Here is a 24,796-nt window from a genome sequence, read left to right on the forward strand (position 1 = left end):
GCGAAGCGGATGGTGGAGGGGGCAGGCGTTGTGCCACTGGCCCCTCCGTCAGCCCTGCGGGCTGCAACCTCCCCATGAGCTTCGCTCACAGGGAGGATCGACCTCAGAAGAACGGGCGCGAGAGCATGTCGAGCGCGCGATAGATGCTCAGGTAAGGGCGCGCGCAATCGGCGTGATAGAGACCGTTGAGGTCCTCCAGGTGATGCTCCTGATCGACCGGAAACGCGACGGTTTCGGTCGGAGAGCCCGGCGCGATAAACTGTTTGCAACTGTGGCAGCGGGGCGGAAGCGGCTCATAGCCGCCCTCTCCCGACGCCGGGATGTCCATGAACATTTAGTGACCTTTCGTCCACCGGGCGTCCGACCCGGCCCCTGCCCGCGATTGGGCCACACCCAGGGCGTGGCAGCAATCGATCCGGCAGCATTTCTCGGGGATATTTCCCGCGCGACTAGGGGTAATACCTGAGCGTGAACGGAAGCTGACACCCGTGTCTCCCTTCCCGGATATGGGGACAAATCCCGATGGCCTCAGACGATCAGCGTCGTAATCAATTCCTTCAAATTGCGATGGAACCGATCCTGCGACGGTCGCTACGGCCAAAATTCGGCATCCGCGCAGCGCCGTAGAATTCTGCCGGTTTCCCTCGACGAAGGAGACAAATCCATGGCCAATCCGAAATTCTTCCGACGATTCGTCGTCGCGCCGCTGCTGCTCGCGGCGGCCGTGCCGCTGGTCGCCCAGCCGGTCGACGGCAACTGGGACGGGCTGCTTGAGGTGAAAGCCAAGAAGATGGACAAGGTCTATCTTCTACCGAACGCCGACTTCAGGACTTACACCAAGGTCATGATCGACCCGACCGAGGTGTCGTTCAAGAAGAACTGGCAGCGGGACCAGAACCGCGACCGCCTCGACCTTTCGAACCGCGTGTCCGATGCCGATGCCCGGCGCATCCTCGACGAGGCGCAGAAGGGTTTCGATAAGTATTTCGCCGAGGCCTACACCAAGGCGGGATTCCAGGTCGTGCAGGCGCCGGGCCCTGATGTGCTCCACCTTTCCACCGCGATCATCAACCTCGATGTCACCGCGCCCGACGTCAGCACGTCGGCCCGCTCGCGCTCTTTCTCGCGCGATGCGGGCGAGGCGACGCTGGTGCTCGAGGTGAAGGATTCGGTCAGCGGCCAGGTCCTCGGCCGAGCCGTCGATAGGCAGGACACTTCCGACATGGGGCCCTACATCCGCAACAGCGTGACTAACGCCGCAGCGTTCGAGGAGGTGTTCAAGAAGTGGGCTGAACGCAGCGCCGAGGGGCTAACCGATCTCAAGGAACTGTCTCCGGTCAACCCCAGCACTCTGCAAGCGGGAAGCTGAGGGACGAGAAGGGGAGAGAGGTCGTGAAGGTGTCCAAGCGCCTCGCGGTTGCGGCCGCCGGAGTGCTCCTGGCGCTCGGCACGGGAATGGCCGTGCCGAAGGCGGCGATTGCGCGGAACCCTTCCCCGGCGTTCGATGCTGGCGAGACGGTCCGCCCATTGAGCCGCGCGAGGTAGGAACACCGCGCCTCCAACTGGGGCAAGCCGCAGTGCCTCGGCACCACGGCGCAGTAGGTCATCCTCAATCCGCTGTGCGACCGAACCCACCTGACGCGCTCCGCGCCCGTGACGAAGCGTGGATGAAAATTCACGGCAGCATGCCAGAACTCGCAACCGGCGCTTGCCTGTGCCAGCATGCGCGCAAACGAGAATAAGTGGGAGGAAACATGAAGATAGGATTCGTCGCCTTTGGCGCGCTTTTGCTTGCCGGTACGGCTCAAGCGCAACAGGCCCAGCCCCCAGCACCGCCCGCCCCGCCGCCAGGTCCTCCGCCCGTTCCGGTCTGCAGTCCGGTCGCTGGCCAGTCAGTCGAATGCCGCAAGCCTAATGCGCCCGACTGGACCCCTGCGTTCGCCCAGCAGACTCGTGCGCCCTACACGCCGTCGAGCACTGCCCTCAATGTCGAGGTCTTGGCGGAGGGCTTCGTCTCCCCCTGGGGCTTCGCCATGCTGCCCGATGGACGCTTCCTGGTGACCGAGAAGGCGGGCACCATGCGCCTCGTCTCCGGTTCGACGCTGTCGCCGCCGGTAGAAGGTCTGCCACCGGTGACGGTGCAGGAAATCTCGGGCCTCGACGACGTGGTGCTGGACCCGGCCTTCGCCAGCAACCACCGTATCTACTGGAGTTATGTCGAGAACCGCCCGGCGGGCAACGTACTCGCGGTTGCACGTGGCCGACTGGTCGACGGCCCCACGCCTCGGGTCGAGGACGTCAAGGTCATCTACCGCCAGGAGCCCGACCTCAAGTCTGAGCACGGCAACTTCGGCGCCCGCCTGCTGTTCGACAAGGAAGGCGCACTGTTCGTCACCTTGGGAGACCTCGCCTCCGATCCGTTGCGTCCCTACATCCAGCAGCTCGACTCCGGCATCGGCAAGATCGTCCGCATCACCACCGATGGCGCCCCTGCTCCCGGCCGCCCCTTTGCCGGTAAGCCCGGCGCGCGGCCCGAACTCTACGCTCTCGGCTTCCGCAACCCGCTAGGCCTCGCCTTCCGTCCCGGAACCGAGGAGCTCTGGGAAGTCGACGTAGGCCCGTTCGGCGGCGACGAGCTCAACAAGATCGAGCCGGGGAAGAACTACGGGTGGCCGGTGATCAACTATGGTCTCGAATATAGCCGCAAGCCGGTTGGCGAAGGCCCGGTCAAGGCGGGGCTCGAACAGCCGGTCTACTACTGGGACCCGGTGATCTCGCCGTCGAGCCTGATGTTCTATTCGGGCGATCTGTTCCCGCAGTGGAAGGGCAACGCCTTCGTCACCTCGCTTAGCCAAGCACATCTCGCGCGGCTCGTACTGGATGGGGACAAGGTCGTGGGCGAGGAACGCCTGCTGGCGGACCGGAAGGAGCGGCTTCGGCTGATCCGCCAAGCGCCGGATGGGGCGCTCTATATCCTGACCGATGGACCTAAGGGGAAGCTGCTCAAGATGACGCCGGCGGGGTAGGGGGTTCTTACGCGGGGCGGCGAAGAGCTTAGTCGACGGTGACGGATGCAGAAGGCGGTGGCTGCTCACAAGGAAGCCAGTCGGTGCTTTCGAGCGTTGAGGGCGCGAGCCTTTCTTTCAGCACAAGGTAATCGTCATGGAACTTCGCCAACTCGGAAACTCGGGCCTTCAGGTCTCTGCCATTGGCCTGGGGTGCATGGGCCTTAGCTCGGGTTATGGACCGCCAACCGACAAGCAGACCGGCCTCGCCCTAATCCGCGCTGCAGTCGAACGCGGCGTCACCCACTTCGACACCGCCGAGGTCTACGGTCCTTTCGCGAACGAGGAGCTGGTCGGCGAGGCGCTGGCACCGTTCCGCGATCACGTGATCATCGCCACCAAATTCGGTTTCGAAATTTCCGGGACCGATCGCACCGGCGGCCTCGACAGCCGTCCCGAGCATATCAAGGCGGTGGCGGACGCCTCGCTGAAGCGGCTGGGCACCGATCACATCGACCTGTTCTACCAGCATCGCGTAGACCCGGACGTCCCCATCGAAGAAGTTGCAGGCGCGGTCGGGGACCTGATCACCGCGGGGAAGGTCAAGCATTTCGGATTGTCGGAGCCCGGTATCGAAACCATTCGCCGAGCCCACACGGTGCAATCCGTTGCCGCAGTGCAGAGCGAATATTCGCTGTTCTGGCGTCAGCCCGAACAGGACTTGCTGCCGGTCCTCGAAGAACTCGGCATCGGGTTCGTGCCGTTCAGCCCACTTGGCGCGGGTTTCCTGACAGGCAAGATCGACGCGACCACGACTTTCGACCCAACCGATTTCCGTAACGTCGTCCCGCGCTTCTCGCCCGAGGCGCGCAAGGCCAACATGGCCCTTGTCGATATGGTGAAAGACGTGGCGAACCGAAAGGATGCCACCCCCGCGCAAATCGCGCTGGCATGGCTACTCGCGCAACGGCCGTGGATCTGCCCCATTCCCGGTACGACGAAACTGCACCGGCTGGAGGAGAACCTTGGGGCCGTGACGGTGACGCTAACCGATGACGATCTCAAGCAGATAGACGCCGCGTCTTCGCAGATCGAGCTCGAAGGAGCGCGACTGCCGGAAGCCGCACTGGCAATGACCGGGCGGTAAGGGGCTAGGCCTCGACTGTCTCGACCTTCGCCGCGGCGAACTCGCGCGAGGCCAGGAAGCGCTCGGCATCCAGCGCCGCCATGCACCCCGTGCCCGCGGCCGTCACCGCCTGACGGTAAGTGTGGTCCATCACGTCACCGCACGCGAACACGCCCGGCACCGAAGTTTTCGGGGTCCCGGGTTCGACCAGAAGGTAGCCGCTATCGTCCATCGCCAGCTTGCCCTTGAACAGGCTCGTCGCGGGGGAGTGGCCGATGGCGACGAAGGCGCCTTCGGTGGCGAACTCGCTGATCTCGCCGGTCTGGGTGTCGGCCAGGCGCACGCCCGTCAGGCCGCCCTGCAGCGGAGCGCCGAGAAATTCCTCGACCCGTTTGTTCCACAGCACCTTGATCTTCGGATGGGCGAACAGGCGGTCCTGCAGGATCTTCTCGGCACGCAGCTCGTCGCGGCGGTGGATCAGGGTCACGTCGTCGGAATGGTTGGTGAGGTAGAGCGCTTCCTCGACCGCGGTGTTGCCACCGCCGATAACGACGACCTTCTTGCCGCGATAGAAGAACCCGTCGCAAGTGGCGCAGGCAGAAACGCCCTTGCCGCCCAGCGCTTCCTCTCCCGGAACGCCGAGCCACTGCGCCTGGGCGCCGGTGGCGATGACGAGGACGTCGCCGATGTATTCGTCGCCGCTATCGCCGATGGCGCGGAACGGGCTGCCGCCGGCGATGTCGACATCGACGATCGTGTCCCACAGCATGCGAGTGCCGACGTGTTCGGCCTGGGCCTGCATCTCCTGCATCAGCCACGGGCCCTGGATCACGTCGCGGAAGCCGGGATAGTTCTCGACGTCGGTGGTGATGGTCAGCTGCCCGCCGGGCTGGAGGCCCTGCACCACGATCGGCTGCATCCCCGCCCGCGCGCCATAGATCGCGGCGGTGAGGCCGGCCGGGCCGGAGCCGATGATGAGCATTTTCGTGGTGTGCGTAGTCATGCGTAAATCCCGTCAGAAGCTGCTTGCTAGGTAGGCAGTGGGCCGGTCGAGTCAACGCAGCGCGGGCGAGGTTGTTGAGAACCTGTGGTTTGGAATGCCCTCTTGCCGGGAGCAAATCGTTCGACCGGCGGTACCCAGTCATCGGCGACCAGCTGACCCCGGATCGATAGCCGCGTTTCGTTGCTGCCAAAATGGATCGGAAACCCCGGAATTAGGTGAAATCACTTATGGATTGCGAATTCGGGAGCCTTCAAATCGCATTTCCAATCAATAACTTGAGTTCAGGGGGACCAATGCGGCGCCTTTTTAGTCTGATATCTGTTTCGGTTCTGGCATTCCAACTCGCTGCTTGCGGCGGCGGAGGAAGCGGCGTGAAATCGACGCCGCCTCCCGCACCGTCGCCCTCGCCGTCACCGTCGCCCTCTCCGTCACCCACTCCATCGCCAACCCCTGCCCCAGCCGCCGCGGTCTCCTTGCCAGGAGCGGTGCAAAATGCGTTGGCGAGCACTCATCTGGGCGGCAATTTTGCCAGCGCCGGCTCGCTCAAGGCGACTGGCATCAAGGCAAAGGCGATCAGCTACGATCCCGTCAAGGAAACTTATACCTTCTATACAACTGAGACGAACCAGAAAGCTCTGGAGTTATCCAAGCAGAACGCCACAACGGGTGCCGTTGCCGGCTATAGTTATTTCAAGCCAAGTAATGCCGACAAAAACGACGTAGTCGCCGTTTACAACAACCGTAGCGGCCCCGTTCCGCTCACCTACACGAGCTTTGCTTTCGCCCGATTGCCCGGGAGCTCGGATGCTACTCTGCAGGCCTATGTTTTCGGCGTTCCGACCACCAGCTTGCCGACAACAGGTTCGGCAACCTACTCCGGTATTGTAGGGGGTAATGCCCAGGGCAAGAATGGCGCTTCTTACGCGCTGACCGGAACGTCGACGCTCAATGCCAATTTCACAACTGGCAAGTATTCGACGAGCCTCAAATTCACCGGTGTCAACACCGCCGGGGGCGCTGGCCTTCCCACTCAGACCTATAATGGAAATACAGCGGGTTTCGTCATGAATGGCTCGCCGCTTAATGGGAGTTTGAGCGGGTCTGGCACCGGATCGTGGGGTGGAAAGTTCTTTGGGCCCAGTGCAAATGAATTTGGTTACACCTTCCAGGTGACCGGATCAGACTACGCAGCGGTGGGTGTCGCTGCCGGTAAGAAAAACTAAGCCGACATGAGGTCGCGCCGGTTGCATCGCTGATCGTTGGCAAAAAAGATGGTTGTCTTATTGCTGGCGACAGAAGCGGTGCAATCGGCGTCGCCCTGTTCAGAGGGTGAGGACTGCACGGTCGAGTTGACCGCGGCGCAGTTATTCGAGCTGGCGTGGCAGTTCGAGCAGGACCATGAATTCGACAACGCCGAGAACATCTACCGCGCTCTAGCGCAAAATCCTGATGTTGAGATCCGCAGCGAGGCGCGCTTTCGGCACGGGCGGCTGTTAACACGACAGAACAAGCTGGCCGATGCCGCGGTGCTCTATCGTGCGATCCTTGACGATAATCCCGATGCCCAAGCGGTGCGTCTCGAGCTTGCGGCCGTCCTGTCGCAAATGGGCGACCTAGCGGCGGCTCGCCGACAGTTGCGGCAGGCGCAGGCGGGGGGCCTACCGCCAGACGTGGCGCGGATCGCGGACCAATATGCCGCGAGCCTTCGTTCTTTTAAGCCCTATGGGGCTTCGATCGAAATCGCCATGGCGCCGACCACCAATATCAATCGAGCGACGAGTGCGAACACGCTCGAAACGATCGTAGCTGACATGGACCTGTCGGATGATGCGCGCGCCACCTCGGGCGTCGGGCTCAAGATCGGCGGCCAGATCAGCGGCCGAGTTCCATTGGATCGCCAACTCAATCTTACTGGCCGACTTTCGAGCCAGACCAGTCTCTATCGTGATTCGAGTTTCAACGACTTTCAGGGAACCGGCCAGATCGGTCTGGAGGTGCGATTGGGCGATTGGCGGCTGCGCCCCGAGCTTGGTCGGACCTATCGTTGGTACGGCAAGGTTCCCTACGCCACCACTGACGCGGTTTCGCTCCATGTTCAGCGCCCGCTCGGACCGCGCGCGCAGATCGAAGCGAGCCTCGCCCTCGGCGAGGCTGATTACAAGTGGAATGATCTGCAGGACGGGCCGGTTTACAATGCGAGCCTTACCTACGAGCGTGCCATTTCCGCGCGCATGGGGGCCAGCTTCGGCTTGACGTTCGACAGGCAGGGCGCGCGTGATCCCGGCTATGCAACCACTTCCGCGGGCGGTCAGCTGTTGTTCTGGCGAGAAATGGGCCAGGCCTCGCTCTACGGCATCATCGGTGTATCGGGCCTGCGGGCGGACGAGCGTCTGGCGCTGTTTCGTGACCGCCGCAAAGACTGGCAATATCGCGCCGTGGCAGGCGCCACGCTACGGCAGCTTACGATCTCCGGTTTTGCTCCGATCGTGCGGGTCAGCTACGAGCGCAACGATTCAACGGTGGGAATTCATGACTACCGCCGGTTGGGAGGCGAAGTCGGCATCACGCGTGCGTTTTGATCCAGGCGGGCGTCAAGAGGATGGGCGCACCGGGCAAGCCGAGCCGACTCGGAAAAGGAATGGCGAAGGTCTTCGTCGTCGCCAGTGACCAGGGCCGACAATCTGGCCTTAGCCGTTCCTGTCCGATATGTTCGCATTTCTGCCGCCCCGGAGGTGCTGGTCATGGGTCCTGGCGACAAGATCGAAATCTCGAACATCAATACACCCGGACGCACCGAACGCGTCGATCGCGCGAAATACGAGGCGATGCGGGAGTCGCTACTGGCAGTCCTGCCTGAAGAAGCGCCGGGCCAGCTGGTCGCAGAAGCAAAGTCGGCTTTGCTGCCGGGATTGCCGGAGGCGCTCTTTCCTGGAGGCAAGACGGCCGGGTGGTGGCTCAAAGCCGTCCAGCTCGATCTGGAAGCCAAGGGAATCATCGCCCGCGCAAAGGCTAAGCCGGTGCGCTTGCGCCGGGTAGCCGAATAGCGCAGGCGGACGACCCGCTCACCCCTCCCGGATCAGCGCCGCCGCCTTTTCCCCGATCATGATCGCCGCCGCGTTGGTGTTGCCGCCGACGATCCGCGGCATGACCGAGGCGTCGGCCACGCGCAGGCCGTCGATCCCGCGCACCCGAAGCTGGGCGTCGCACACCGCCTCGGCGCCGATGCCCATGGCGCAGGAGCCGACCGGGTGCATCGCGGTGCTGACGAACTGGCGGACCCAGGCGTCGACCTCTTCCGTGGAGTTGGCGTTGGGGCCGGGCAGCATCTCTCCCTTGACCACGTCGGCGAGCGGCGAGGTGGCGACGATCTCGCGGATCTGCGGGATGATCCGGCGGAAGAAGGCGCGGTCGTTCTCGGTCGAGAGGACGTTGGTGAGGATGCGCGGCCCTTGGCGCGGGTCGGCGCTGGCTAGCTTGACCCAACCGCGGCCCTCGGGGCGCAGGAGGACGCAGGCCATGGCGATCACGTCGGGCGCGGGTTGCTTGACGCCGGGGAACCAGGGGCGAGCGAAGATCGAGGTCGGCTGGAACAGGCACTGCGCGTCAGGGCGCTCGAGCTCGGGCCGGGTCTTGATGAAACCGTTGGCGGTGACCGGCATGTTGGCGATGCGGCCCTTGCCCGTGGCGAGCCATTCGAGCACCGACATTGTCAGGCGGTCGAAGCGCAGCTCGTTGGTCAGGGTAACTTCGCGATCGGCGTTCCACACCATGGCGATCGAGGGGTGGTCTTGCAGGTTGCGGCCGACCCCGGGGAGGTCATGGACCACGTCGATGCCGAGTTCGCGCAGTTCGTCGGCGGGTCCGATGCCGGACAGAAGCAGCAATTGGGGGCTGTTGAAAGCGCCCCCCGAGAGCACAATCTCGCGATCCGCCTCGATCCGCTGCGTCTGGCCATCGGCGACCAGGTGGACGGCCGTTGCCCGTCCATTGCTGACCTCGACCTTGGTCACCAGCGCGCCAGTGATGACGCGTAAGTTGGGCCGTTTCATCGCCGGGATCAGGAACCGGGCGGAAGTGCTGCCGCGGCGGCCCTTGTGGATCGAGATGTCGGGGCTGCCCCAGCCTTCCTGGTCGGCGCCGTGGTGGTCGACCTGGGTCTTGTAGCCGAGCGTATTTACCGCCTCCATGAAGCGCGGGAACAGCCGCGTATCGGGCACGTGCTTGGTGATCGAGAGCGGGCCGCCACGAGAGTGGTAATGATCTTCGGGACCCCAGTGGTTCTCGCTCTTCTTGAAGTAGGGCAGTACGTCGTCATACCCCCAGCCTTCGAGCCCGAGCTGGCGCCATTCGTCGTAGTCGCGCGCATGGCCGCGGGCGTAGAGCATGCCGTTGATCAGGCTCGACCCGCCGAGCCCCTTGCCGCGCGGCTGGCGGATGCGGCGATCGTTGGCGAAGGGCTCCGGCTCGCCTTCGTAAGCCCAGCTGAAGCGCTTATCGAGCATGACCATGGGGAAGGCGATCGGCATCGAGAGCAGCGGATGCCGCTGGCGCGGCCCGGCCTCGATCAGGGTGACAGTGACGCTAGGGTCTTCGCTCAGGCGAGCGGCAACGACCGCCCCCGCCGAGCCTGCGCCGACGATGATATAATCAGTAGATTTGGTCATTTGCTGGAGTAACGGCCCGACTTGATCTGCACGATCTTGCCATTCTTCGTGCGATACATGTTGATGCTTTCGACGATGCGGACGTCGCCCTTCACGGTCGGCCAGATTTCAAAGTCGGGCCAGTCCTTGAAGGTGGTGAATTTTGTGCGGCTGTGGAGCGCCGCGCCATCCGGGGCGACGATCAGGTCGATGATTTCGAGTTCTTCGGCAATATGGTCGAATACGCCGGTGTAGAACTCGACTATGCCCTGCGCGCCGATGATCTGCTTGCGGTCACCCAGGTTGAATTCGACATCGTCGGCGTAGAACTTGCTGAACCCGGCGAAATCGCGCGCGTTGAAGGCGGCGATGTAAGTGCGGAAATCGTCCTCGGTCATGCGGCTTCCTTCTCTACAGCGGGGAGTGAGCGGCCGCGGATCAGGTCGCTGGCCTTTTCCGCGACCATGATCGTCGGTCCGTTGGTATTGCCGCCTGGCACGTCGGGCATGATCGAGGCGTCGATCACGCGCAGGCCGGCGAGGCCGTGGACGCGCAGTTCGGGATCGACCACGGCGTTAGGGCCGGTGCCCATGGCGCAAGTGCCCACCGGATGCTGGGTGGTTCCGGCGGTGGCGCGAATGTGCTCGTCCATCGCGGCGTCGCTCTGCACCTCGGCACCGGGGATGGACTCGCGCTCGATCAGGCCGGCCATGGGCTCGGTGCCGTAGATCTTGCGAGCCAGGCGCAGACCGGCTCGGGCGGTGACGAAGTCGGCCTCGTTGTCGAACAGGTTGAGGCGGATCGCAGGGAGTTCGTGCGGATCGGCGGACTTGAGACTGACCCAACCGCGTGCCTGCGGGTGGAGGAGGATCACGTCGGCGGAAAAGGCGTGCTCGGGGCTCTTGACGAAGCCTGGGAACCACAAGTGCGCGGAGAGCTTCACCGGGTTCGAGAACAGCTGGATGTCGGGCTGAGCGAGCCGTGGGTCGGTGCGCAGCATAGGGTTGGCGCTGTTGAGCTGTCGGGCGAAGGGACCGGTACCGAACAGGTACCACTGCGCCACCGCTCGCGCCGCTCGGTCGAAGCGCAACTGGTTGACGAAAGTGATCGGGCCATTGGCCGCGAACTCGAGAGGCACGCGCGGATGCTCGGAGAGGTTGCGGCCGACGCCGGGGAGGTTGTGGACCAAGGGGATGCCCATCTCGGCGAGGTGTTCGGCCGGGCCGATGCCCGACAGCATCAGGAGTTGCGGGGAGTTATACGAACCGCCAGAGAGGATCACCTCGCGCGCGGCCTTGGCCACCCGAACTTCTCCGTCCACTTCGTATTCGACGCCGGTCGCCCGGCCATCCTCCACCACGACCTTGCGGGTCAGCGCATGGGTCACGACCGCCAGGTTCGGGCGAGCCATCGCCGGCTTGAGGTAGGCTTCGTAAGTCGAAGCGCGGCGGCCCTTCTCGTCGATGGTCAGCTCGACCAGGCTCGCGCCTTCCTCGGCACCAGCGTGGATGTCCTCGGTGACGGGCAGACCAGCATTGGCGACGGCCTGCATCAGTTCGTCATGCAGCAGGTATTCGGTGTTGTTCTTGGTCACCGGCAGCGGGCCGGAAGCGCCGTAGTTCTCGGTCCCGCGCCAGCTCCGCTCCATCCGCCGGAAATACGGCACCACCTCGGAGTGGCTCCACCCTCGGCAGCCCTTCTGCGCCCAGCGGTCGTAGTCCGCCGAATGGCCGCGCATGTAGACCATGCCGTTGATCGAACTCGAACCGCCGAGCAACCGCCCGCGCGGCAGGAACAGGCGGCGGTTGTTCAGCGTCGGCTCCGGCTCCGTCATCATGCGCCAGGTCAGCTCGGGCTTGAGCATGGCCTTCATCATGCCCAGCGGCATCTTGATCAGGAACTTGTCGGCCCCGCCGCCCGCCTCGAGCAGCAGAACGCGCGTGTTCGGGTCCTCGGTCAGCCTTGCGGCCAGAACCGAGCCGGCCGATCCCGCGCCGACGATCACATAGTCGAACTGGCCCTCCAAGGGCGCCTCTCCTCAACATCGCACTATGGTAAGTGTTGCTTACAATCTCTATGCGCTGTCACAGCGCCGACAACAAGCCATGGAGAGAGTGCCGTGAACGCCCAGACCCCGATCGAAAACCGCCTCGAACAGTTCCGCGAGCGCTGGAACGGCAAAGTCGGCAAGATGCTGGTCGGCGGCGAATGGCGCGAGGCGGCGAGCGGTGAGACCTTCTCCACCGAAGACCCCGCAACCGGCGAAAAGCTGGCTGACGTTGCCAGCGCCGGCGAGGCCGATGTCGATGCGGCGGTGGCCGCTGCCCGTGCGGCGTTCGAAGGCCCGTGGAGCAAGGTCAAGCCCGACGAGCGCGCCCGGCTGATCAACAAGTTGGCCGACCTGATCGAGGCCAACGGCGACGAACTGGCCCTGACCGAGACGCTCGACGTTGGCCGGCCGATCCAGTTCAGCCGCTTCGCCGACGTTGGCGGTGCGGTGGGCCAGCTGCGCTACCAGGCGGGCTGGGCCACCAAGCTGGCAGGCGAGACGCTGGAGCTTTCGGCCCCCGGTGAATGGCTCAGCTACGTCCTGCGCGAGCCTGTGGGCGTTTGCGCCCAGATCGTTCCGTGGAACTTCCCGCTGGCGATGGCCGCGGCCAAGCTCGGACCGGCGCTCGCGGCAGGGTGCACCGTGGTGCTCAAGCCCGCCGAGCAGACCCCGCTTTCGACCATTCGTCTGGTAGAATTGGCGCTCGAAGCCGGCTTCCCCGAAGGGGTGGTCAATCTCGTGACCGGCTATGGCCGCACGGCCGGCGCGGCACTTGCGTCGCACATGGATGTCGACAAGGTCGCCTTCACTGGCTCGACCATGACGGGCCGCGCGATCATCGATGCCAGCAAGACCAACTTCAAGCGCGTGAGCCTGGAGCTGGGCGGCAAGTCGCCGACCTTCATTTTCGCCGACGCCGATCTCAAGAAGGCGATCCCGGCCGCGGCCATGGGCATCTTCTTCAACGCCGGGCAGGTCTGCGCAGCGGGTAGCCGCCTGTTCGTGCAGGAAGAAGTCGCAGACCAGGTGCTCGAAGGCATCGCCGGCATGGCCAAGATGCTGCGTGTCGGCCACACGCTCGACCCCGAAACCGTTATCGGACCCTTGGTCAGCGAAGTGCAACTCGACCGCGTCACTGGCTACATCGAAAGCGGCCGTAAGGAAGGCGCGACCGTGATGGTCGGCGGCGGCCGCAAGGACGGCCCCGGCTGGTTCGTCGAGCCGACCGTGCTGGTCGATACCGAAGCCAGCATGAAAGTCCGCCGCGAGGAGATCTTCGGCCCGGTTCTCTGTGCCACCCGGTTCCCCTCGGCCGACGATGCCGACCGCCTGGCGCGGCTCGGCAACGAAACCGAATTCGGCCTCGCCGCCAGCATCTGGACGCGAGACATCGGCATGGCGCACAAGCTCGCCCGCCGCCTCAAGGCCGGCACGATCCGCATCAACGGTTCGGGCGGCGTCGATCCGGCGTTGCCGCTTGGCGGCTTCAAGGCTAGCGGCTGGGGACGCGAGAATGGCAAGGCGGGCGTAGAGGCCTACACCGAGCTGAAGGCGATCTCGGTCAATCTGGACTAAGGTTGCCGGGCAAGCTCGCGCAAGGCGATCCTGCGACCCACGGGACCGGTCGGCCTTCGCTCTTCTGAGGTCTTACCTTTCCGGGTTAGGCCCCCTTGCGCCAGCGGGTGCAGGGATATTGAGGTGGGTGTGGCGACCGCCACCCCACCTGAGGGGTCGCTATCTACCCCTCCAGCCACTCCACCAAAGAGGCCAGGCAATCCCTCGCCAGCAGTTTCGAGCGTTCCGGGCTCCATCCCTGTTCCGGGTCGGGTAAGTCGTCGTTGTCCTTGAACGGCATCTCCAAGGTCATTGCGCAGGCGCCAAAGCGCTCGGCGAGCTGGTTGGTGCTCATTGACAGATTGGCCTTGCCGGCCCCTGCGATCGGGTAGCCCTTGGCAGTCTGGAAGTCGGGGCTCCGTCGCTCAAGGATCGAACGGTAGCGCTGGTACTGCGCGCCCAGCTCGTCGGACCAGGAGGGAATGCCCTCGAAACCGGCAAGGAAGTTCGCCGGTATGGCTTCGTCGCCATGGACGTCCATCACGAAGCGCACGCCCGTCTCGTCCATCGCATTTCGCAGTGCCAGGACTTCGGGCGAACGCTCGGCGCTAGGCTCGTGCCACTCGCGGTTGAGGTTCACCCCGGCAGCGTTGGTGCGCAGGTGGCCGCGAATGGAGCCATCGGGATTGCAGTTGGGCACGACATGCAACCGGCACTTCTGGCGCAGCAAGCGAGCCACGGGATCGGCCGGATCGCACAGCGCCTCGAGCGCGCCTTCCATCCACCATTCGGCCATGCTCTCGCCCGGATGCTGACGGGCGATGAGCCACACCGGAATCGAGCCCTCGCCCATCTCCAGGCAGTCGATCGGCCGTCCGTCCAGGCTGTGCCCGAGGCAGCGATAGGCCACGCCCTCGCTCGCCGCGGCTTCGGCAATCAAGTCGTGGTGTCGCTCCAGCGAATAGGGCGCGAAGTAGGCGAACCAGGCGATGTCGCTGTCCGGCGTGTGGCGAATGGTCAGCGTGCCGCCATCCTCGTTTTTGTCGAAACTCGTCTCCGCCCGGGCCCAGTAGCTCCGGTCCTCCGAGACGCAGGCCCGGTATCCCCTCCACCCGAGCGGATAGGCCGAACCGTTGAGGTCGCCGATCTTCAGCTCGAGTTCCTGGCCTGCCGCACCGGCGACGCGGAAGTGGAACCATTGGTAGAACTCGGATTCGTTGTCGTGCCGAATGCGCAGGCGGGCACCACTGCCGGAGATCTCGAGGACTTCGATGTTGCCGCTGTCGAAGGCAGCGTCGATGTGGATGTTCATCGCACCCGGATAGTCTCTCCGGACTGTCCGGGGAAGCCACCGAACAGCGCTCCGGCAAGCCGCCCTGCAGCGGCATCGATGCTGCCATAGTTGCTGTTGGCCGTTGCGTTGAACTGCGCGCCGCCCTCCCATAGGGCCGTGCCGCCCTCTGCAGGTTTGATCATGACTCGCATCTGGGTGACGATCTGGTCGGAAGGTCGGGGGGTGAGGTCGATGCCGACGGCTGCGCCAACCCCGCCATGGCGGACATTCACCGCGCTTCCGCTCGCGGCGCCTACGCCCACGCTGACGGGCGAGCCTCCGGAGGCCTGCATCACGAATCGTTCGACACGAACTTCGGCGACTTGCGGGGCGTCACCTTGAACCACCGTATAGCCGAGCCGGGTAAGCTCCGCCGCGACCGCATCCTCGAACACACGGTTTTCCAATGAGGCGGGGTCTTGGCCCGGAGCGGCGCGCACCGCGATCTCTCCCTGGCCGAGCAGGTGCGGCTCGCTTCCGGTGAAGCGCGTGACTTCGACCGGAGAGACGAAGGAGGTCGTGCAAGCGCCCAGCGATGCGGCAAGGGCCACTGCGAGGGCGGGGGCGAAAATGCCGGTAGCTTTGGACTTCATGAAGCCCAAACGCGCGAAGTGCCAAGCAGTTGCAGCCATTGTGGGGTCCTCGCCAGCAAAAACGATTGCGCCTTGACGCGATGCTACGTAGCCCCGTGACCGATGACCAGCCCTGTTCCAGTACTCGTCACCGGCGGCGCCGGATATATCGGCAGCCACGCCGTCCTCGCCTTGCTCGACAACGGGTGGCCCGTGACGGTGATCGACAATCTCACCACGGGATTCCGTTTCGCCATCCCGGAAGAGGCGGCGTTTTACGAAGGCGATATCGAAGATGGTGAGCTGCTGGCGCGTATATTTGCCGAGCAGGGCATCAAGGCGATCATGCATTTCGCCGGCTCGATCATCGTCCCAGAATCGGTCGAGAACCCGCTCAAGTATTACCACAACAACACAGTGAAGAGCCGGGCGCTGCTGGAAGCCGCTGTCAAAGCGGGCGTCCCCCATTTCATCTTCTCCAGCACCGCCGCGACGTACGGAATTCCAAAGGTTTCGCCGGTGTCCGAAGATTCGCCCAAAGAGCCAATCAATCCCTACGGCTGGTCCAAGCTGATGACCGAGCGGATGCTCGCGGACACCGTCGCGGCGCATCCGATGAACTTCTGTGCGCTGCGTTACTTCAATGTCGCGGGGGCCGATCCTGAGGGACGCAGTGGTCAATCGACCAAGGGCGCGACCCACCTGATCAAGGTCGCGGTCGAGGCCGCCCGCGGCCAGCGCGACAACGTCCAGGTCTTCGGTACCGACTATGACACCCCTGACGGTACCGGCGTGCGCGATTACATCCACGTTAGCGACCTGGCCGCGGCCCATGTCCTGGCGCTCGAGGCCCTGATGGCCGAACCGGCGCGCTCGATGACCCTGAACTGCGGCTATGGGCGGGGCTTCTCGGTATTCGAGGTGCTCGACGCGGTGGATCGGGTGACGAACCGCTCGATCGAGCGCGTGTTGTCGCCGCGTCGGGCCGGCGACCCGGATTCGCTGGTTTCGGATCCTTCGCGGATCAAGGCGGCCCTGCCATGGCAGCCGCACCATGCCGATCTCGATGAAATCGTCAGGCACGCGCTTGCCTGGGAACGGCGGCTCAGCGAATTGCGCGGTCCAGCTTGACTTGAGGCGGCGCCGAGCATAGGGCGCGGCCACGAATTCCGGCATCGGGGCTGTCTCCGGTGCCGCACTTTTTTGGAAAATAGCCATGAAGATCGTCAACAGCCTCAAGTCGCTCAAGGGCCGCCACCGCGACAACCGCGTGATCCGCCGCCGCGGCCGGGTCTACGTGATCAACAAGACCAACCGCCGCTTCAAGGCGCGCCAAGGTTGATGTCTGCCGCGCCGCGATTCGTTCGCGGCCGCGATGACTTGAAGGGCCTCCGAGGAATCGGGGGCCTTTTGCATGCCTGAAGCCCGCGAGGCCCAGGCACAGGCTGTGGTCTTCGATATCGGCCGCGTCCTGTTCGACTGGAACTTGCGTTACCTGTTCGAGAAGTTGATCGAAGATCAGGCCGAGCTCGACTGGTTCCTCGCCAACGTCGTCACCGAATCGTGGCATTTCCAAAGTGACGGCGGCCGCCCGCTCAGCGAGATGCTGCCCGAACGCATCGCCGAATTCCCGCAGCACGCTCCGTTGATCGAGGCCTATGCCGAGCGGTTCATGGAAACGCTTCCCCACGCGGTTCCCGGTACGCACGAACTGGTCCGCCGCCTGGCAGAGCGGAACGTTCCCCTCTACGCGCTGACCAATTTCGGCGCGGAGTTCTGGACGCGCTTCCGTCCCATGCAGCCGGTCTTCGATCCGTTTCTCGACGTCGTGGTGTCGGGCGAGGAGTGCTGCGTGAAGCCTGATCCGAAAATCTACGAAATAGCCGAGGCCCGATTCGGTTTTCCGCCCGAGGCGCTCTTCTTTACCGATGACAACGCCGCGAACGTCGCAGCTGCCCGGGCGCGTGGATGGCAGGCACACCTGTTCACCGATGCCGCTTCACTGGAAACGGCTCTGATCGAACGGGGACTGCTGCTCTGAGGAAATGACCCCCGCGCAAAGGGGGGAGGTGCGCGGGGGCCGAGTCTGCGCCCCAGGGAGATGGAGTCCTTCGCGAGGCGCTGGTGCGCCCCTAGATACCTACAGCAGTGTAAGCAACCGTTAAACTCATGCTCGCGGCGGTTGCCTGCGATAGCTGAGCGCCTCTGCCACGTGGATCCTCCCGACCTGCTCGACTCCGGCAAGATCGGCAATCGTTCGCGCCACGCGGAGCATCCTTGTGTACCCCCGGGCTGATAGGCGCATGGCGTCGGCAGCCTGGAGCAGCAGCTTGCGGCCGGCTTCGTCCGGCGCGGCATGACGATCCAGGGCATCGCCTTCGAGCTCCGCATTGGAACGCACCCCGCGAGTCGACTGGCGCTTGCGCGCCTCGGCAACTCTGGCCGCGGCCTCGGCCGAGCCTTCGCTAGGCGGAGGCAAGGCGAGGTCGGCGGCGCTGACGGCCTCAACTTCAACATGCAGGTCGATCCGGTCGAGCAGCGGGCCCGAGACCTTCGACTGATAGTCCGCAGCGCAACGGGGGGCGCGGCTGCAAGCGAGAGCCGGGTCGCCGAGGTGACCGCAACGGCAGGGGTTCATCGCGGCGACGAGTTGCACCCGCGCGGGATAGCTCACGTGGGCGTTGGCGCGCGCGACGTCGACTTTGCCGGTCTCAAGCGGCTGGCGCAGCGAATCGAGTACCGTGCGCTGGAACTCGGGCAATTCGTCGAGGAACAGCACGCCAAGATGGGCGAGGCTGACCTCCCCGGGGCGCACCCTCAATCCGCCACCCGTCAGCGCTGCCATCGAGGCGGAATGATGCGGTGCTCTAAAGGGACGCCTGCGGCTGATCCGTCCGCCTTCGAGCATCCCGGCGACTGACGCGACCATGCTCACCTCCAGCGCCTCGGCCGGAGCGAGTTGGGGCAGGATACCGGGGAGACAGGAGGCAAGAAGGCTTTTCCCCGCGCCGGGTGGGCCGCTCATAAGCAGGTTGTGACCACCGGCCGCTGCGATCTCCAGCGCGCGCTTGGCGGTCTCCTGTCCTTTGACTTGCCTGAGGTCGGGGCCAAAGCCCGGCTCCTCCACCTCACCCGGTTCGGGCTGTGATAAAAGTTGTGTGCCCTTGAGGTGGTTGAGCAGGCCGACCAATCCCGGAGCTGCGACCACCGGGATGCCGCTGGCCCACCGCGCCTCCGCCCCTTGTGCCGCCGGACAGATCAGGCCCCGTTCGCGCTCGCTAGCGTGAAGGGCTGCGAGAAGGACGCCGGGCGAAGGAACAATGCGGCCGTCGAGCGCCAGTTCGCCGACGGCGATCCAGTCGGCCAGTTGCTCGGCATCGGTGACGCCCATCGCGGCCAGCAGGGCGAGGGCGATCGGCAGATCGTAGTGGCTCCCCTCCTTGGGCAGGTCGGCCGGGGAGAGGTTTATGGTGATTCGCTTGGGCGGCAGCGACAGGCCCATCGCGGCGAGCGCGGCCTGGACCCGCTCGCGGCTTTCGCCGACAGCCTTGTCGGGCAGGCCGACGATGGCGAAGCGCGGCATGCCCGGGGCGACCTGGCACTGGACCTCCACGGGCCGGGCATCCAGGCCGAGGTAAGCCACCGTCGATACAATTGCGACCACGGAACTCCTTTCAAATCAGCGGGATAGCTGATCAGGGTTCTCAGTGTCGAGCGCAGAACAAACTCATGTTAATTCCCCCCCTCCACGAGGGTTGGGCCCCATTGTGGGATTCCTGCGAAGTCCCGATTAAGCGGCCGACACCTTGAGAGCCCCGGCCACTTCGATGGCCACGGGCCCCGGGTTTGAGAGATGCGTGGCCTTGTATGCTTCCTGGCACTGCCCTGTGCCTTGTCGCTCGCGGCGCCAGCCGCAGCGCAGATGGCCACCGCCGCCCAGCCGGTTGCTGCCGCTGGCGGACAATCTTCCACGCTTAACTTTGTCCGGAGCGCCTGGACGCCGATCGCCAGCTACGGTCCGTTCGCGGTTATCGAGAAGCGCACCGCGGCGCTGCTTGGCAGCACCGATGCCCGCTCCCCAGCCGCCTTCCGCGCGATGCTTCGCGATTATCCGGCGATCGACACAATCGTGTTCATCGAATGCCCGGGTACCTACGACGACCGTGCCAACCTCGCACTCGGCCGCCTGATCCGCCTGGCGGGCTTGGCGGTCTATGTCCCACCGGGCGGCTCGGTCCGCTCGGGCGCGATCGATCTGATGCTGGCCGGCACCAACCTGGTCATAGACGACAGCGCCGTATTTGCCGTTCACGCCTGGCGTGAACGCGGCGGGCGCGAGGCGGGGCAAGTCCCGGCCGATTCGTGGGAGCATACGAAATATCTCGCTTATTACCGGGAAATGGGCATGACGCTGCCGCAGGCGAAGGCATTCTATGCGATGACTAATTCGGCGCCGCACGAAAGCCCGCGTTGGATGTCGGGCTCAGCGATGCGGGCGTGGGTCCAGGGCGATCCGGCGCTGATTCGATCGCCCCAGCAACTGGGCCGCCTTGACTTGGGCGCGCCTCTCCACTAACCGCCCGCCCCATACCGAGGCCGCCCGAGCTGGCGGCCCTTTTTGTTGATTCAGGATTTACGACGATGAAGCGCACTTTCCAGCCGAGCAACCTCGTCCGCGCCCGGCGGCATGGCTTTTTCGCCCGCAAGGCGACCGTGGGTGGCCGTAAGGTGCTTCGCGCCCGCCGCAAGCGTGGCCGCAAGAAGCTCTGCGCCTAAACACCAGGGCAGCAAACCGGGGCTCGTTCCGGCGAGACCCTCTGAGGTTTTTTGCATTCGCGCTCTTCGGACTGTCGTCCGGAGGGCGTTTTTGCGTCGGTGCTGCTCTGGCGGTATGCCGAATCACCACCTAGATAGGCGGCCGCAATGAGTGCCGGCATCCAGATCATCCGCAAACGAGCAGACTTCGTCGCCGCCAATCGTGGCCTGCGAGTCGCACGTCCGGGTTTCGTGCTTTTGACCCTGGCGAACAGCGGGCAAGGCAAGCGCTACGGCATCACCGTCACCAAGAAGATCGGTAACTCCGTCGTCCGGAACCGCATGAAGCGCCGCTTTCGCGAGCTGCTGAGAGAGGCCTTGCCCGGAGAGGGATTGCCCGATCACGACCACGTGCTGATCGGCCGCGAGGGTGGGATAGAGCGCGACTTTTCCAAGCTGCGCGAAGAGCTTGCCGTTGCACTTTCGCGCGCCGCCGCTGGCAAGGGTGACCCACCGCGCCGCAGGGGACCGCCGCGCAAATGAAGCAGGTTCTCATCCTCGTCGCCCGGGCTTGGCAACTCGGGCCTTCACGGGTCCTGCCGCCCTCGTGCCGCTATCAACCCTCGTGCAGCCAGTACGCTATCGAGGCGGTCGAAAGGCATGGCGCGATCAAGGGTGGATGGATGGCTACCAAGCGTCTAATGCGCTGCCACCCATGGGGGGGACACGGCTATGACCCGGTGCCCTGAAGAGTGGCACGGTAATCGGATCTAGGATCGCATCTTGAACAATCAGCGTAACCTTATTGTCGCTGTCGTGCTGTGCATGGCGCTTTTGCTCGGCTTCGATCTGGTGATGGGCCGGCTCTATCCGCAACCGTCACCGACCGAGCAGGTCGCCGCCAAGGCCGATACGCCGACTCAGCGCGCCGCGGCCAAGCACACCCGCGAAGGCGGTCTGACAGACCCTGCCGAATGGGCCGAAGAGGTCAAGGACCTGAAGACCGCGCTCGCCGCGCCGGACCGCGTCGCGATCGACGCGCCCAAGGTTGCCGGCTCGATCAATCCGGTCGGCGCGCGAGTCGACGACATTACGCTCACAACGCATCGCCAGACGGTCGAAAAGGACAGCGGTCCGGTCCGCCTGTTCTCACCTAACGGAACCCCGGCGCAGCAGTTCGCGCAGTTTGGCTGGGTCGGACAGGGCGTCGCTCTGCCGGGCCCGCAGACCGTGTGGCAAGTGTCGGGCGGTCCGCTGGCCCCCGGCAGGCCCGTGACGCTGACCTGGGACAACGGCCAGGGCCAGCGCTTTACCCAGCGTTTCACCATCGACGAATTCTACATGATCACGGTCGAACAGACCGTGGCGAATACCGGCACCGGTACGGTTTCGATGCGGCCTTACGCCTTCATCAACCGCACCAGCCGCACCGCCAGCCAAAGTAGCTGGAACCTTCACTCCGGGCCTATCGGCCTCTTCAACGGTAAGGTGAATTTCAGCTGGAACTATAAAGACGTGGACGAAGCGCGCCACGTCACGCCGGAAGGTAAGGTCGGCTGGCTCGGCTTCACCGATATCTTCTGGCTTTCGGTCCTCGTTCCGGAAGACGGCCAGCGAATTGAGGGTGGTTTTCGCTCACTCGGTAACGAACTGTTCCGTGCCGACGTGGTCTATGACCCGGTGACGCTGGCTCCTGGCACCCAGGCCACGCGCACGACGCGCCTGTTCGCGGGCGCCAAGGAAAGTTCGGTCCTCAACCACTACGAAAAGGGCGGGATCGAAAACTTCGGCCTGGCGATCGACTGGGGCTGGTTCCGCTGGCTCATGTATCCGATCTTCTGGCTCCTGAAGCAGCTTTACGCGGTGACTGGAAACTTCGGCGTGGCCATCATGCTGCTGACGGTAATCGTGCGCGCGCTGATGTTCCCCGTCGCGCAAAAGCAGTTCGCCAGCATGGCGCAGATGCGCGCGGTGCAACCCAAGCTGAAGGCGCTGCAGGAACGCCACAAGGACGACAAGGTCCGGCTCCAGCAGGAGATGGGCAAGCTCTACAAGGACGAAGGCGTCAACCCGCTCGCGGGCTGTCTGCCGATCTTCCTGCAGATCCCGATCTTCTTCGCCCTCTACAAGACGCTGCTGATCTCGATCGAGATGCGGCACAAGCCATTCATCCTGTGGATCCGGGACCTTTCCGCTCCCGACCCGGCGATGATCCTCAACCTGTTCGGCTTGCTGCCGTTCACCCCGCCCAGCTTCCTCGCCATCGGCGTGCTGGCGGTGTTGCTCGGCCTGACCATGTGGCTGCAGTTCAAGCTCAATCCGGCGGCGATGGACCCGGTCCAGCAGCAGATGTTCATGATCATGCCGTGGGTGCTGATGTTCGTCATGGCTCCGTTCGCGGCAGGCTTGCTGCTCTACTGGATCACCTCGAACGTCCTGACGCTGGGGCAGCAGAAGTACCTTTATTCGAAGCATCCACAGCTCAAGGCGCAGGCGGAGAAGGACGCTACCGACAAGGCTCGTGCTTCCGAACGTGACAAGGCCAAGGGGTGACCGACCAAGGGCAAGAGGCACTGATCGAGGAGGCTCGCCGGCTTTTTTCCGGCCGGGTGGACTTCCTGCTGTCGGCACCTTCGTTGGACTTCCTGCCTGATGGCAGCCTGCCCGAGGTCGCGTTCGCTGGACGCTCGAATGTCGGCAAAAGTTCGCTGATCAATGCCGTCACCGGGCGTAAGGCCATCGCCCGCGCCTCGGTGACGCCGGGGCGCACACAGGAACTGAACTTCTTCGAGGTGGGGGAGCCTACGCGGTTCCGGCTGGTCGACATGCCCGGCTATGGTTTCGCCAAGGCTCCCGTCAAAGTGGTTGAACGCTGGCGCCGGCTGGTACGCGACTTCCTGCGCGGGCGGGCGGCATTGCAGCGCACGCTGGTGCTGATCGACAGCCGCCACGGCATCAAGCCACCGGACGAAGAGATGATGAAAATGCTGGACGAGGCGGCGGTCGGCTATCGCCTGGTCCTGACGAAGGCGGACAAAATCAAGGCCAGCGAACTGGCCGCGACTTTGGCGAAGGTCGAAACCCAGGCGCGCAAGCATGTTGCGGCCTATCCGGTGATCCACGTGACCAGCGCCGAAAAGGGCCTGGGCATTCCGGAACTGCGCGCCGCGATTCTCGCCGACGCGACCCGCTGAACCTTGGGCACGGGCGATCGCCGTCGCCGTGAGACAAGTTGCTGACGCGCCTTGTCGGGTCAGAGGGCTCCGCTGATCGCCTCTGACCGGATAAAATCAACGAAATAGGACAATCCGCCCAGATGGAAACTTCTTGGCGTCATCTGCAAAGCCAGAATCCGCTACCTTGCTACCGTCGCGAAAGGGGTCGATGCGGCGAGATGGTGCCGTTTGGAGGGTAAGCAGTGCACCAGGTTCGTGTGGCCTCGCTGGCGTGTTACGCCCAGGTAGCCGGCCAGGTTGGGCTCGATGGTCCGGCCATGCTGCGCGAGGCGGGCCTGCAACTCTCGGGCTTGAGCGACCCGGAAATGCGCATTTCCGCCGGCGCGGCCGTCCGGTTACTCGAAATGTCGGCGGAGCGTTCGGGGTTCGATAGCTTCGGGCTGCTCATGGGCGAAGCCCGGCCTTATTCGAGCCTGGGTCCGCTTTCGCTCTTGCTGGAAAGGCTGGAAAATGTCGGCCAGGTGCTAGGCGCCCTGAGCCGTTATCGCCGGCATCTTAACGACGTTCTGAACCTGGCGGTGGAAGAGCAGGACGGCACCAGCCTGATCCGCGTCGAGCTGATCCCCGAGTACGCCCGGACCCAGGTCCTCGACTACTCGCTCGGGTTCGTGGCCAAGATCCTGCATTGTGTCTCGGGAGGGCGCTGGGAGCCTTCCATGATCCACCTCGAACGAAAGGCGCCGTCGGACCTGTCGGTGGCGCGACGGCTGTTTCGCGTCCCTGTCGAGTTCGAGAGCACGTTCAACGGCCTATCGTGTCCGGCGGATTCGTTGACGATCGCCTTGCCGCTGGCCAACGCCGAGATGGCCCACCACGCGGAGAGCCTGCTGGCGCTCGTGCCGCTCGGGCCCGAGGATGCGCCCATCAGCGAACGGACGAAGCGGCTGGTCATCCAGCTCCTCCCGAAGGGAATCACGAGTGTCGAACATGTCGCGGGTCATTTCGGGATCAGCACCCGCGCGCTGCAGCGCAGCCTCGAACACGAAGGGCAGAGCTTCGCGCTCCTTCTGAATGAGGCCAGACGGGAGTTGTCCAAGCGCTACCTGACCAATTCGACCCGGTCGATCACCGCAGTGGCGGAACTCACGGGCTATGCGAGCCTCAGCTCCTTCAGCCGTTGGTTTGCGCGCGAATTCGGCATGTCCCCGCATTCCTGGCGCGTCGCGAAGTCACGCAACCTCCCGCCGGATGCCCAGTCATGAGCGGCGTCATCTTCAGCCTTAAGGACGGGGAAGTCTGGGCCAGCTGGCCCGACGACCCAGGCGCAGTGCGTCTTGGTGAGGTCGCCGAAGTCGCTGCAATGATGCGCGATTTCCTCCAGCAGCTGGAGCTCGGAGAGCGTCTTAACAGGCAACACCGGCCCTCTGAATAACCCCGAGGACCGGCTGCGGCGACGATTCGCCCAGACCCTTGCTCGCGGCGCGAAATGTGAACAGCGTTGACTCGCTTCGGAATTGCTGGGCAAATGTCCTTCGAGGCTAGGTTCGGGAAAACAAGTGGGTTCTCGATACGCTCATGG

27 protein-coding genes are annotated in these 24,796 nt (G+C 64.3%); 19 read left to right on the forward strand and 8 right to left on the reverse strand.

All coding sequences use genetic code 11. The features are described 5' to 3' along the window. Positions 1-103 precede the first annotated feature (103 nt). On the reverse strand, positions 104-334 hold the full coding sequence (locus KK137_RS15020) for a hypothetical protein (RefSeq protein WP_214537337.1): 231 nt from the start codon (positions 332-334) through the stop codon (positions 104-106). A gap of 330 nt (positions 335-664) precedes the next feature. On the opposite strand from KK137_RS15020, the gene KK137_RS15025 reads away from it, so the two are divergent. The 4 genes from KK137_RS15025 to KK137_RS15040 all read left to right on the forward strand — a co-directional run bounded on the left by KK137_RS15025 (position 665) and on the right by KK137_RS15040 (position 4,152). After that, on the forward strand, positions 665-1,369 hold the full coding sequence (locus KK137_RS15025) for a DUF3313 family protein (RefSeq protein ID WP_214537338.1): 705 nt from the start codon (positions 665-667) through the stop codon (positions 1,367-1,369). A 23-nt stretch (positions 1,370-1,392) separates the two neighbouring features. Further along, positions 1,393-1,545, forward strand: coding sequence for a hypothetical protein (locus KK137_RS15030; protein ID WP_214537339.1), 153 nt, complete (start codon positions 1,393-1,395; stop codon positions 1,543-1,545). A gap of 209 nt (positions 1,546-1,754) precedes the next feature. Further along, a complete protein-coding gene (locus KK137_RS15035) occupies positions 1,755-3,026 on the forward strand; it encodes a PQQ-dependent sugar dehydrogenase (RefSeq protein ID WP_214537340.1) in 1,272 nt (423 codons plus the stop codon). 136 nt (positions 3,027-3,162) lie between these two features. After that, positions 3,163-4,152: an aldo/keto reductase gene (locus KK137_RS15040; protein WP_214537341.1), complete on the forward strand. Its 990-nt coding sequence runs from the start codon at positions 3,163-3,165 to the stop codon at positions 4,150-4,152. A gap of 4 nt (positions 4,153-4,156) precedes the next feature. Here the strand turns inward: KK137_RS15040 and trxB are convergent, their stop codons facing one another. Further along, the gene (gene trxB, locus KK137_RS15045; RefSeq protein ID WP_214537342.1) at positions 4,157-5,134 is read right to left on the reverse strand and encodes a thioredoxin-disulfide reductase; all 978 of its coding nucleotides are present in this window, start codon (positions 5,132-5,134) and stop codon (positions 4,157-4,159) included. Positions 5,135-5,619: 485 nt separating this feature from the next. Here trxB and KK137_RS15050 point away from each other — a divergent pair, with 485 nt between their 5' ends. From KK137_RS15050 to KK137_RS15060, 3 genes are all read left to right on the forward strand, one after another. After that, positions 5,620-6,357, forward strand: coding sequence for a HupA family protein (locus KK137_RS15050; protein WP_214537343.1), 738 nt, complete (start codon positions 5,620-5,622; stop codon positions 6,355-6,357). 48 nt (positions 6,358-6,405) lie between these two features. Then, the gene (locus KK137_RS15055) at positions 6,406-7,713 is read left to right on the forward strand and encodes a surface lipoprotein assembly modifier (protein WP_214537344.1); all 1,308 of its coding nucleotides are present in this window, start codon (positions 6,406-6,408) and stop codon (positions 7,711-7,713) included. An 84-nt stretch (positions 7,714-7,797) separates the two neighbouring features. Beyond that, positions 7,798-8,178 carry a DUF6958 family protein gene (locus KK137_RS15060; RefSeq protein WP_250893870.1) on the forward strand — a complete coding sequence of 127 codons (381 nt, stop codon included), beginning with the start codon at positions 7,798-7,800 and terminating at the stop codon, positions 8,176-8,178. An 18-nt stretch (positions 8,179-8,196) separates the two neighbouring features. Here KK137_RS15060 and KK137_RS15065 read toward each other — a convergent pair whose 3' ends face one another. From KK137_RS15065 to KK137_RS15075, 3 genes are read right to left on the reverse strand one after another with little or no spacing between them, the layout of a single operon-like run. After that, a complete protein-coding gene (locus KK137_RS15065) occupies positions 8,197-9,798 on the reverse strand; it encodes a GMC family oxidoreductase (protein WP_214537345.1) in 1,602 nt (533 codons plus the stop codon). After that, the gene (locus KK137_RS15070; protein ID WP_214537346.1) at positions 9,795-10,175 is read right to left on the reverse strand and encodes a nuclear transport factor 2 family protein; all 381 of its coding nucleotides are present in this window, start codon (positions 10,173-10,175) and stop codon (positions 9,795-9,797) included. The genes KK137_RS15065 and KK137_RS15070 overlap by 4 nt, the downstream gene beginning before the upstream one ends. Beyond that, positions 10,172-11,803 carry a GMC family oxidoreductase gene (locus KK137_RS15075; RefSeq protein ID WP_214537347.1) on the reverse strand — a complete coding sequence of 544 codons (1,632 nt, stop codon included), beginning with the start codon at positions 11,801-11,803 and terminating at the stop codon, positions 10,172-10,174. The genes KK137_RS15070 and KK137_RS15075 overlap by 4 nt, the downstream gene beginning before the upstream one ends. A 165-nt stretch (positions 11,804-11,968) precedes the next feature. Between KK137_RS15075 and KK137_RS15080 the strand changes: the two genes are divergently transcribed. Then, positions 11,969-13,402 carry an aldehyde dehydrogenase family protein gene (locus tag KK137_RS15080; protein ID WP_214537555.1) on the forward strand — a complete coding sequence of 478 codons (1,434 nt, stop codon included), beginning with the start codon at positions 11,969-11,971 and terminating at the stop codon, positions 13,400-13,402. 163 nt (positions 13,403-13,565) lie between these two features. Here KK137_RS15080 and KK137_RS15085 read toward each other — a convergent pair whose 3' ends face one another. Together KK137_RS15085 and KK137_RS15090 are read right to left on the reverse strand one after the other, a co-directional pair. Next, positions 13,566-14,693, reverse strand: a complete 1,128-nt coding sequence (locus KK137_RS15085) for a M14 family metallopeptidase (RefSeq protein ID WP_214537348.1) — start codon at positions 14,691-14,693, stop codon at positions 13,566-13,568. Next, positions 14,690-15,346 (reverse strand): DUF4136 domain-containing protein, encoded by a 657-nt coding sequence (locus tag KK137_RS15090; protein ID WP_214537349.1) that lies wholly within the window; start codon positions 15,344-15,346, stop codon positions 14,690-14,692. Before KK137_RS15090 ends, KK137_RS15085 begins: the two co-directional genes overlap by 4 nt. Positions 15,347-15,409: 63 nt before the next feature. Between KK137_RS15090 and galE the strand changes: the two genes are divergently transcribed. From galE to KK137_RS15105, 3 genes are all read left to right on the forward strand, one after another. Then, complete coding sequence (gene galE, locus KK137_RS15095; protein WP_214537350.1) at positions 15,410-16,417, forward strand: UDP-glucose 4-epimerase GalE; 1,008 nt, start codon at positions 15,410-15,412, stop codon at positions 16,415-16,417. Positions 16,418-16,502: 85 nt separating this feature from the next. Then, complete coding sequence (gene ykgO, locus KK137_RS15100; RefSeq protein WP_033920696.1) at positions 16,503-16,628, forward strand: type B 50S ribosomal protein L36; 126 nt, start codon at positions 16,503-16,505, stop codon at positions 16,626-16,628. A 72-nt stretch (positions 16,629-16,700) separates the two neighbouring features. After that, positions 16,701-17,327 carry an HAD family hydrolase gene (locus tag KK137_RS15105; protein WP_214537351.1) on the forward strand — a complete coding sequence of 209 codons (627 nt, stop codon included), beginning with the start codon at positions 16,701-16,703 and terminating at the stop codon, positions 17,325-17,327. 126 nt (positions 17,328-17,453) lie between these two features. On the opposite strand, the gene KK137_RS15110 is transcribed toward KK137_RS15105, so the two are convergent. After that, positions 17,454-18,950 (reverse strand): YifB family Mg chelatase-like AAA ATPase, encoded by a 1,497-nt coding sequence (locus KK137_RS15110; RefSeq protein ID WP_214537352.1) that lies wholly within the window; start codon positions 18,948-18,950, stop codon positions 17,454-17,456. Positions 18,951-19,139: 189 nt separating this feature from the next. Between KK137_RS15110 and KK137_RS15115 the strand changes: the two genes are divergently transcribed. The 8 genes from KK137_RS15115 (at position 19,140) to KK137_RS15150 (ending at position 24,649) form a co-directional block, all read left to right on the forward strand. Next, the gene (locus KK137_RS15115; RefSeq protein ID WP_214537353.1) at positions 19,140-19,862 is read left to right on the forward strand and encodes an alpha/beta hydrolase; all 723 of its coding nucleotides are present in this window, start codon (positions 19,140-19,142) and stop codon (positions 19,860-19,862) included. Positions 19,863-19,927: 65 nt separating this feature from the next. After that, positions 19,928-20,062 (forward strand): 50S ribosomal protein L34, encoded by a 135-nt coding sequence (rpmH, locus tag KK137_RS15120; RefSeq protein ID WP_214537354.1) that lies wholly within the window; start codon positions 19,928-19,930, stop codon positions 20,060-20,062. A 147-nt stretch (positions 20,063-20,209) separates the two neighbouring features. Then, complete coding sequence (rnpA, locus tag KK137_RS15125) at positions 20,210-20,584, forward strand: ribonuclease P protein component (protein WP_214537355.1); 375 nt, start codon at positions 20,210-20,212, stop codon at positions 20,582-20,584. After that, positions 20,581-20,790, forward strand: coding sequence for a membrane protein insertion efficiency factor YidD (gene yidD, locus KK137_RS15130; protein WP_214537356.1), 210 nt, complete (start codon positions 20,581-20,583; stop codon positions 20,788-20,790). The genes rnpA and yidD overlap by 4 nt, the downstream gene beginning before the upstream one ends. Positions 20,791-20,824: 34 nt before the next feature. Continuing rightward, the gene (gene yidC, locus KK137_RS15135) at positions 20,825-22,594 is read left to right on the forward strand and encodes a membrane protein insertase YidC (RefSeq protein ID WP_214537357.1); all 1,770 of its coding nucleotides are present in this window, start codon (positions 20,825-20,827) and stop codon (positions 22,592-22,594) included. A 56-nt stretch (positions 22,595-22,650) separates the two neighbouring features. After that, positions 22,651-23,235 carry a ribosome biogenesis GTP-binding protein YihA/YsxC gene (gene yihA / locus KK137_RS15140; RefSeq protein WP_338028101.1) on the forward strand — a complete coding sequence of 195 codons (585 nt, stop codon included), beginning with the start codon at positions 22,651-22,653 and terminating at the stop codon, positions 23,233-23,235. 224 nt (positions 23,236-23,459) lie between these two features. Next, positions 23,460-24,479 (forward strand): AraC family transcriptional regulator, encoded by a 1,020-nt coding sequence (locus KK137_RS15145; RefSeq protein ID WP_214537359.1) that lies wholly within the window; start codon positions 23,460-23,462, stop codon positions 24,477-24,479. Further along, on the forward strand, positions 24,476-24,649 hold the full coding sequence (locus KK137_RS15150) for a hypothetical protein (protein WP_214537360.1): 174 nt from the start codon (positions 24,476-24,478) through the stop codon (positions 24,647-24,649). The genes KK137_RS15145 and KK137_RS15150 overlap by 4 nt, the downstream gene beginning before the upstream one ends. Positions 24,650-24,796: the final 147 nt, after the last annotated feature.

The sequence above is a fragment of the Croceibacterium selenioxidans genome, from assembly GCF_018599195.1.
Lineage (GTDB): Bacteria > Pseudomonadota > Alphaproteobacteria > Sphingomonadales > Sphingomonadaceae > Croceibacterium_A > Croceibacterium_A selenioxidans.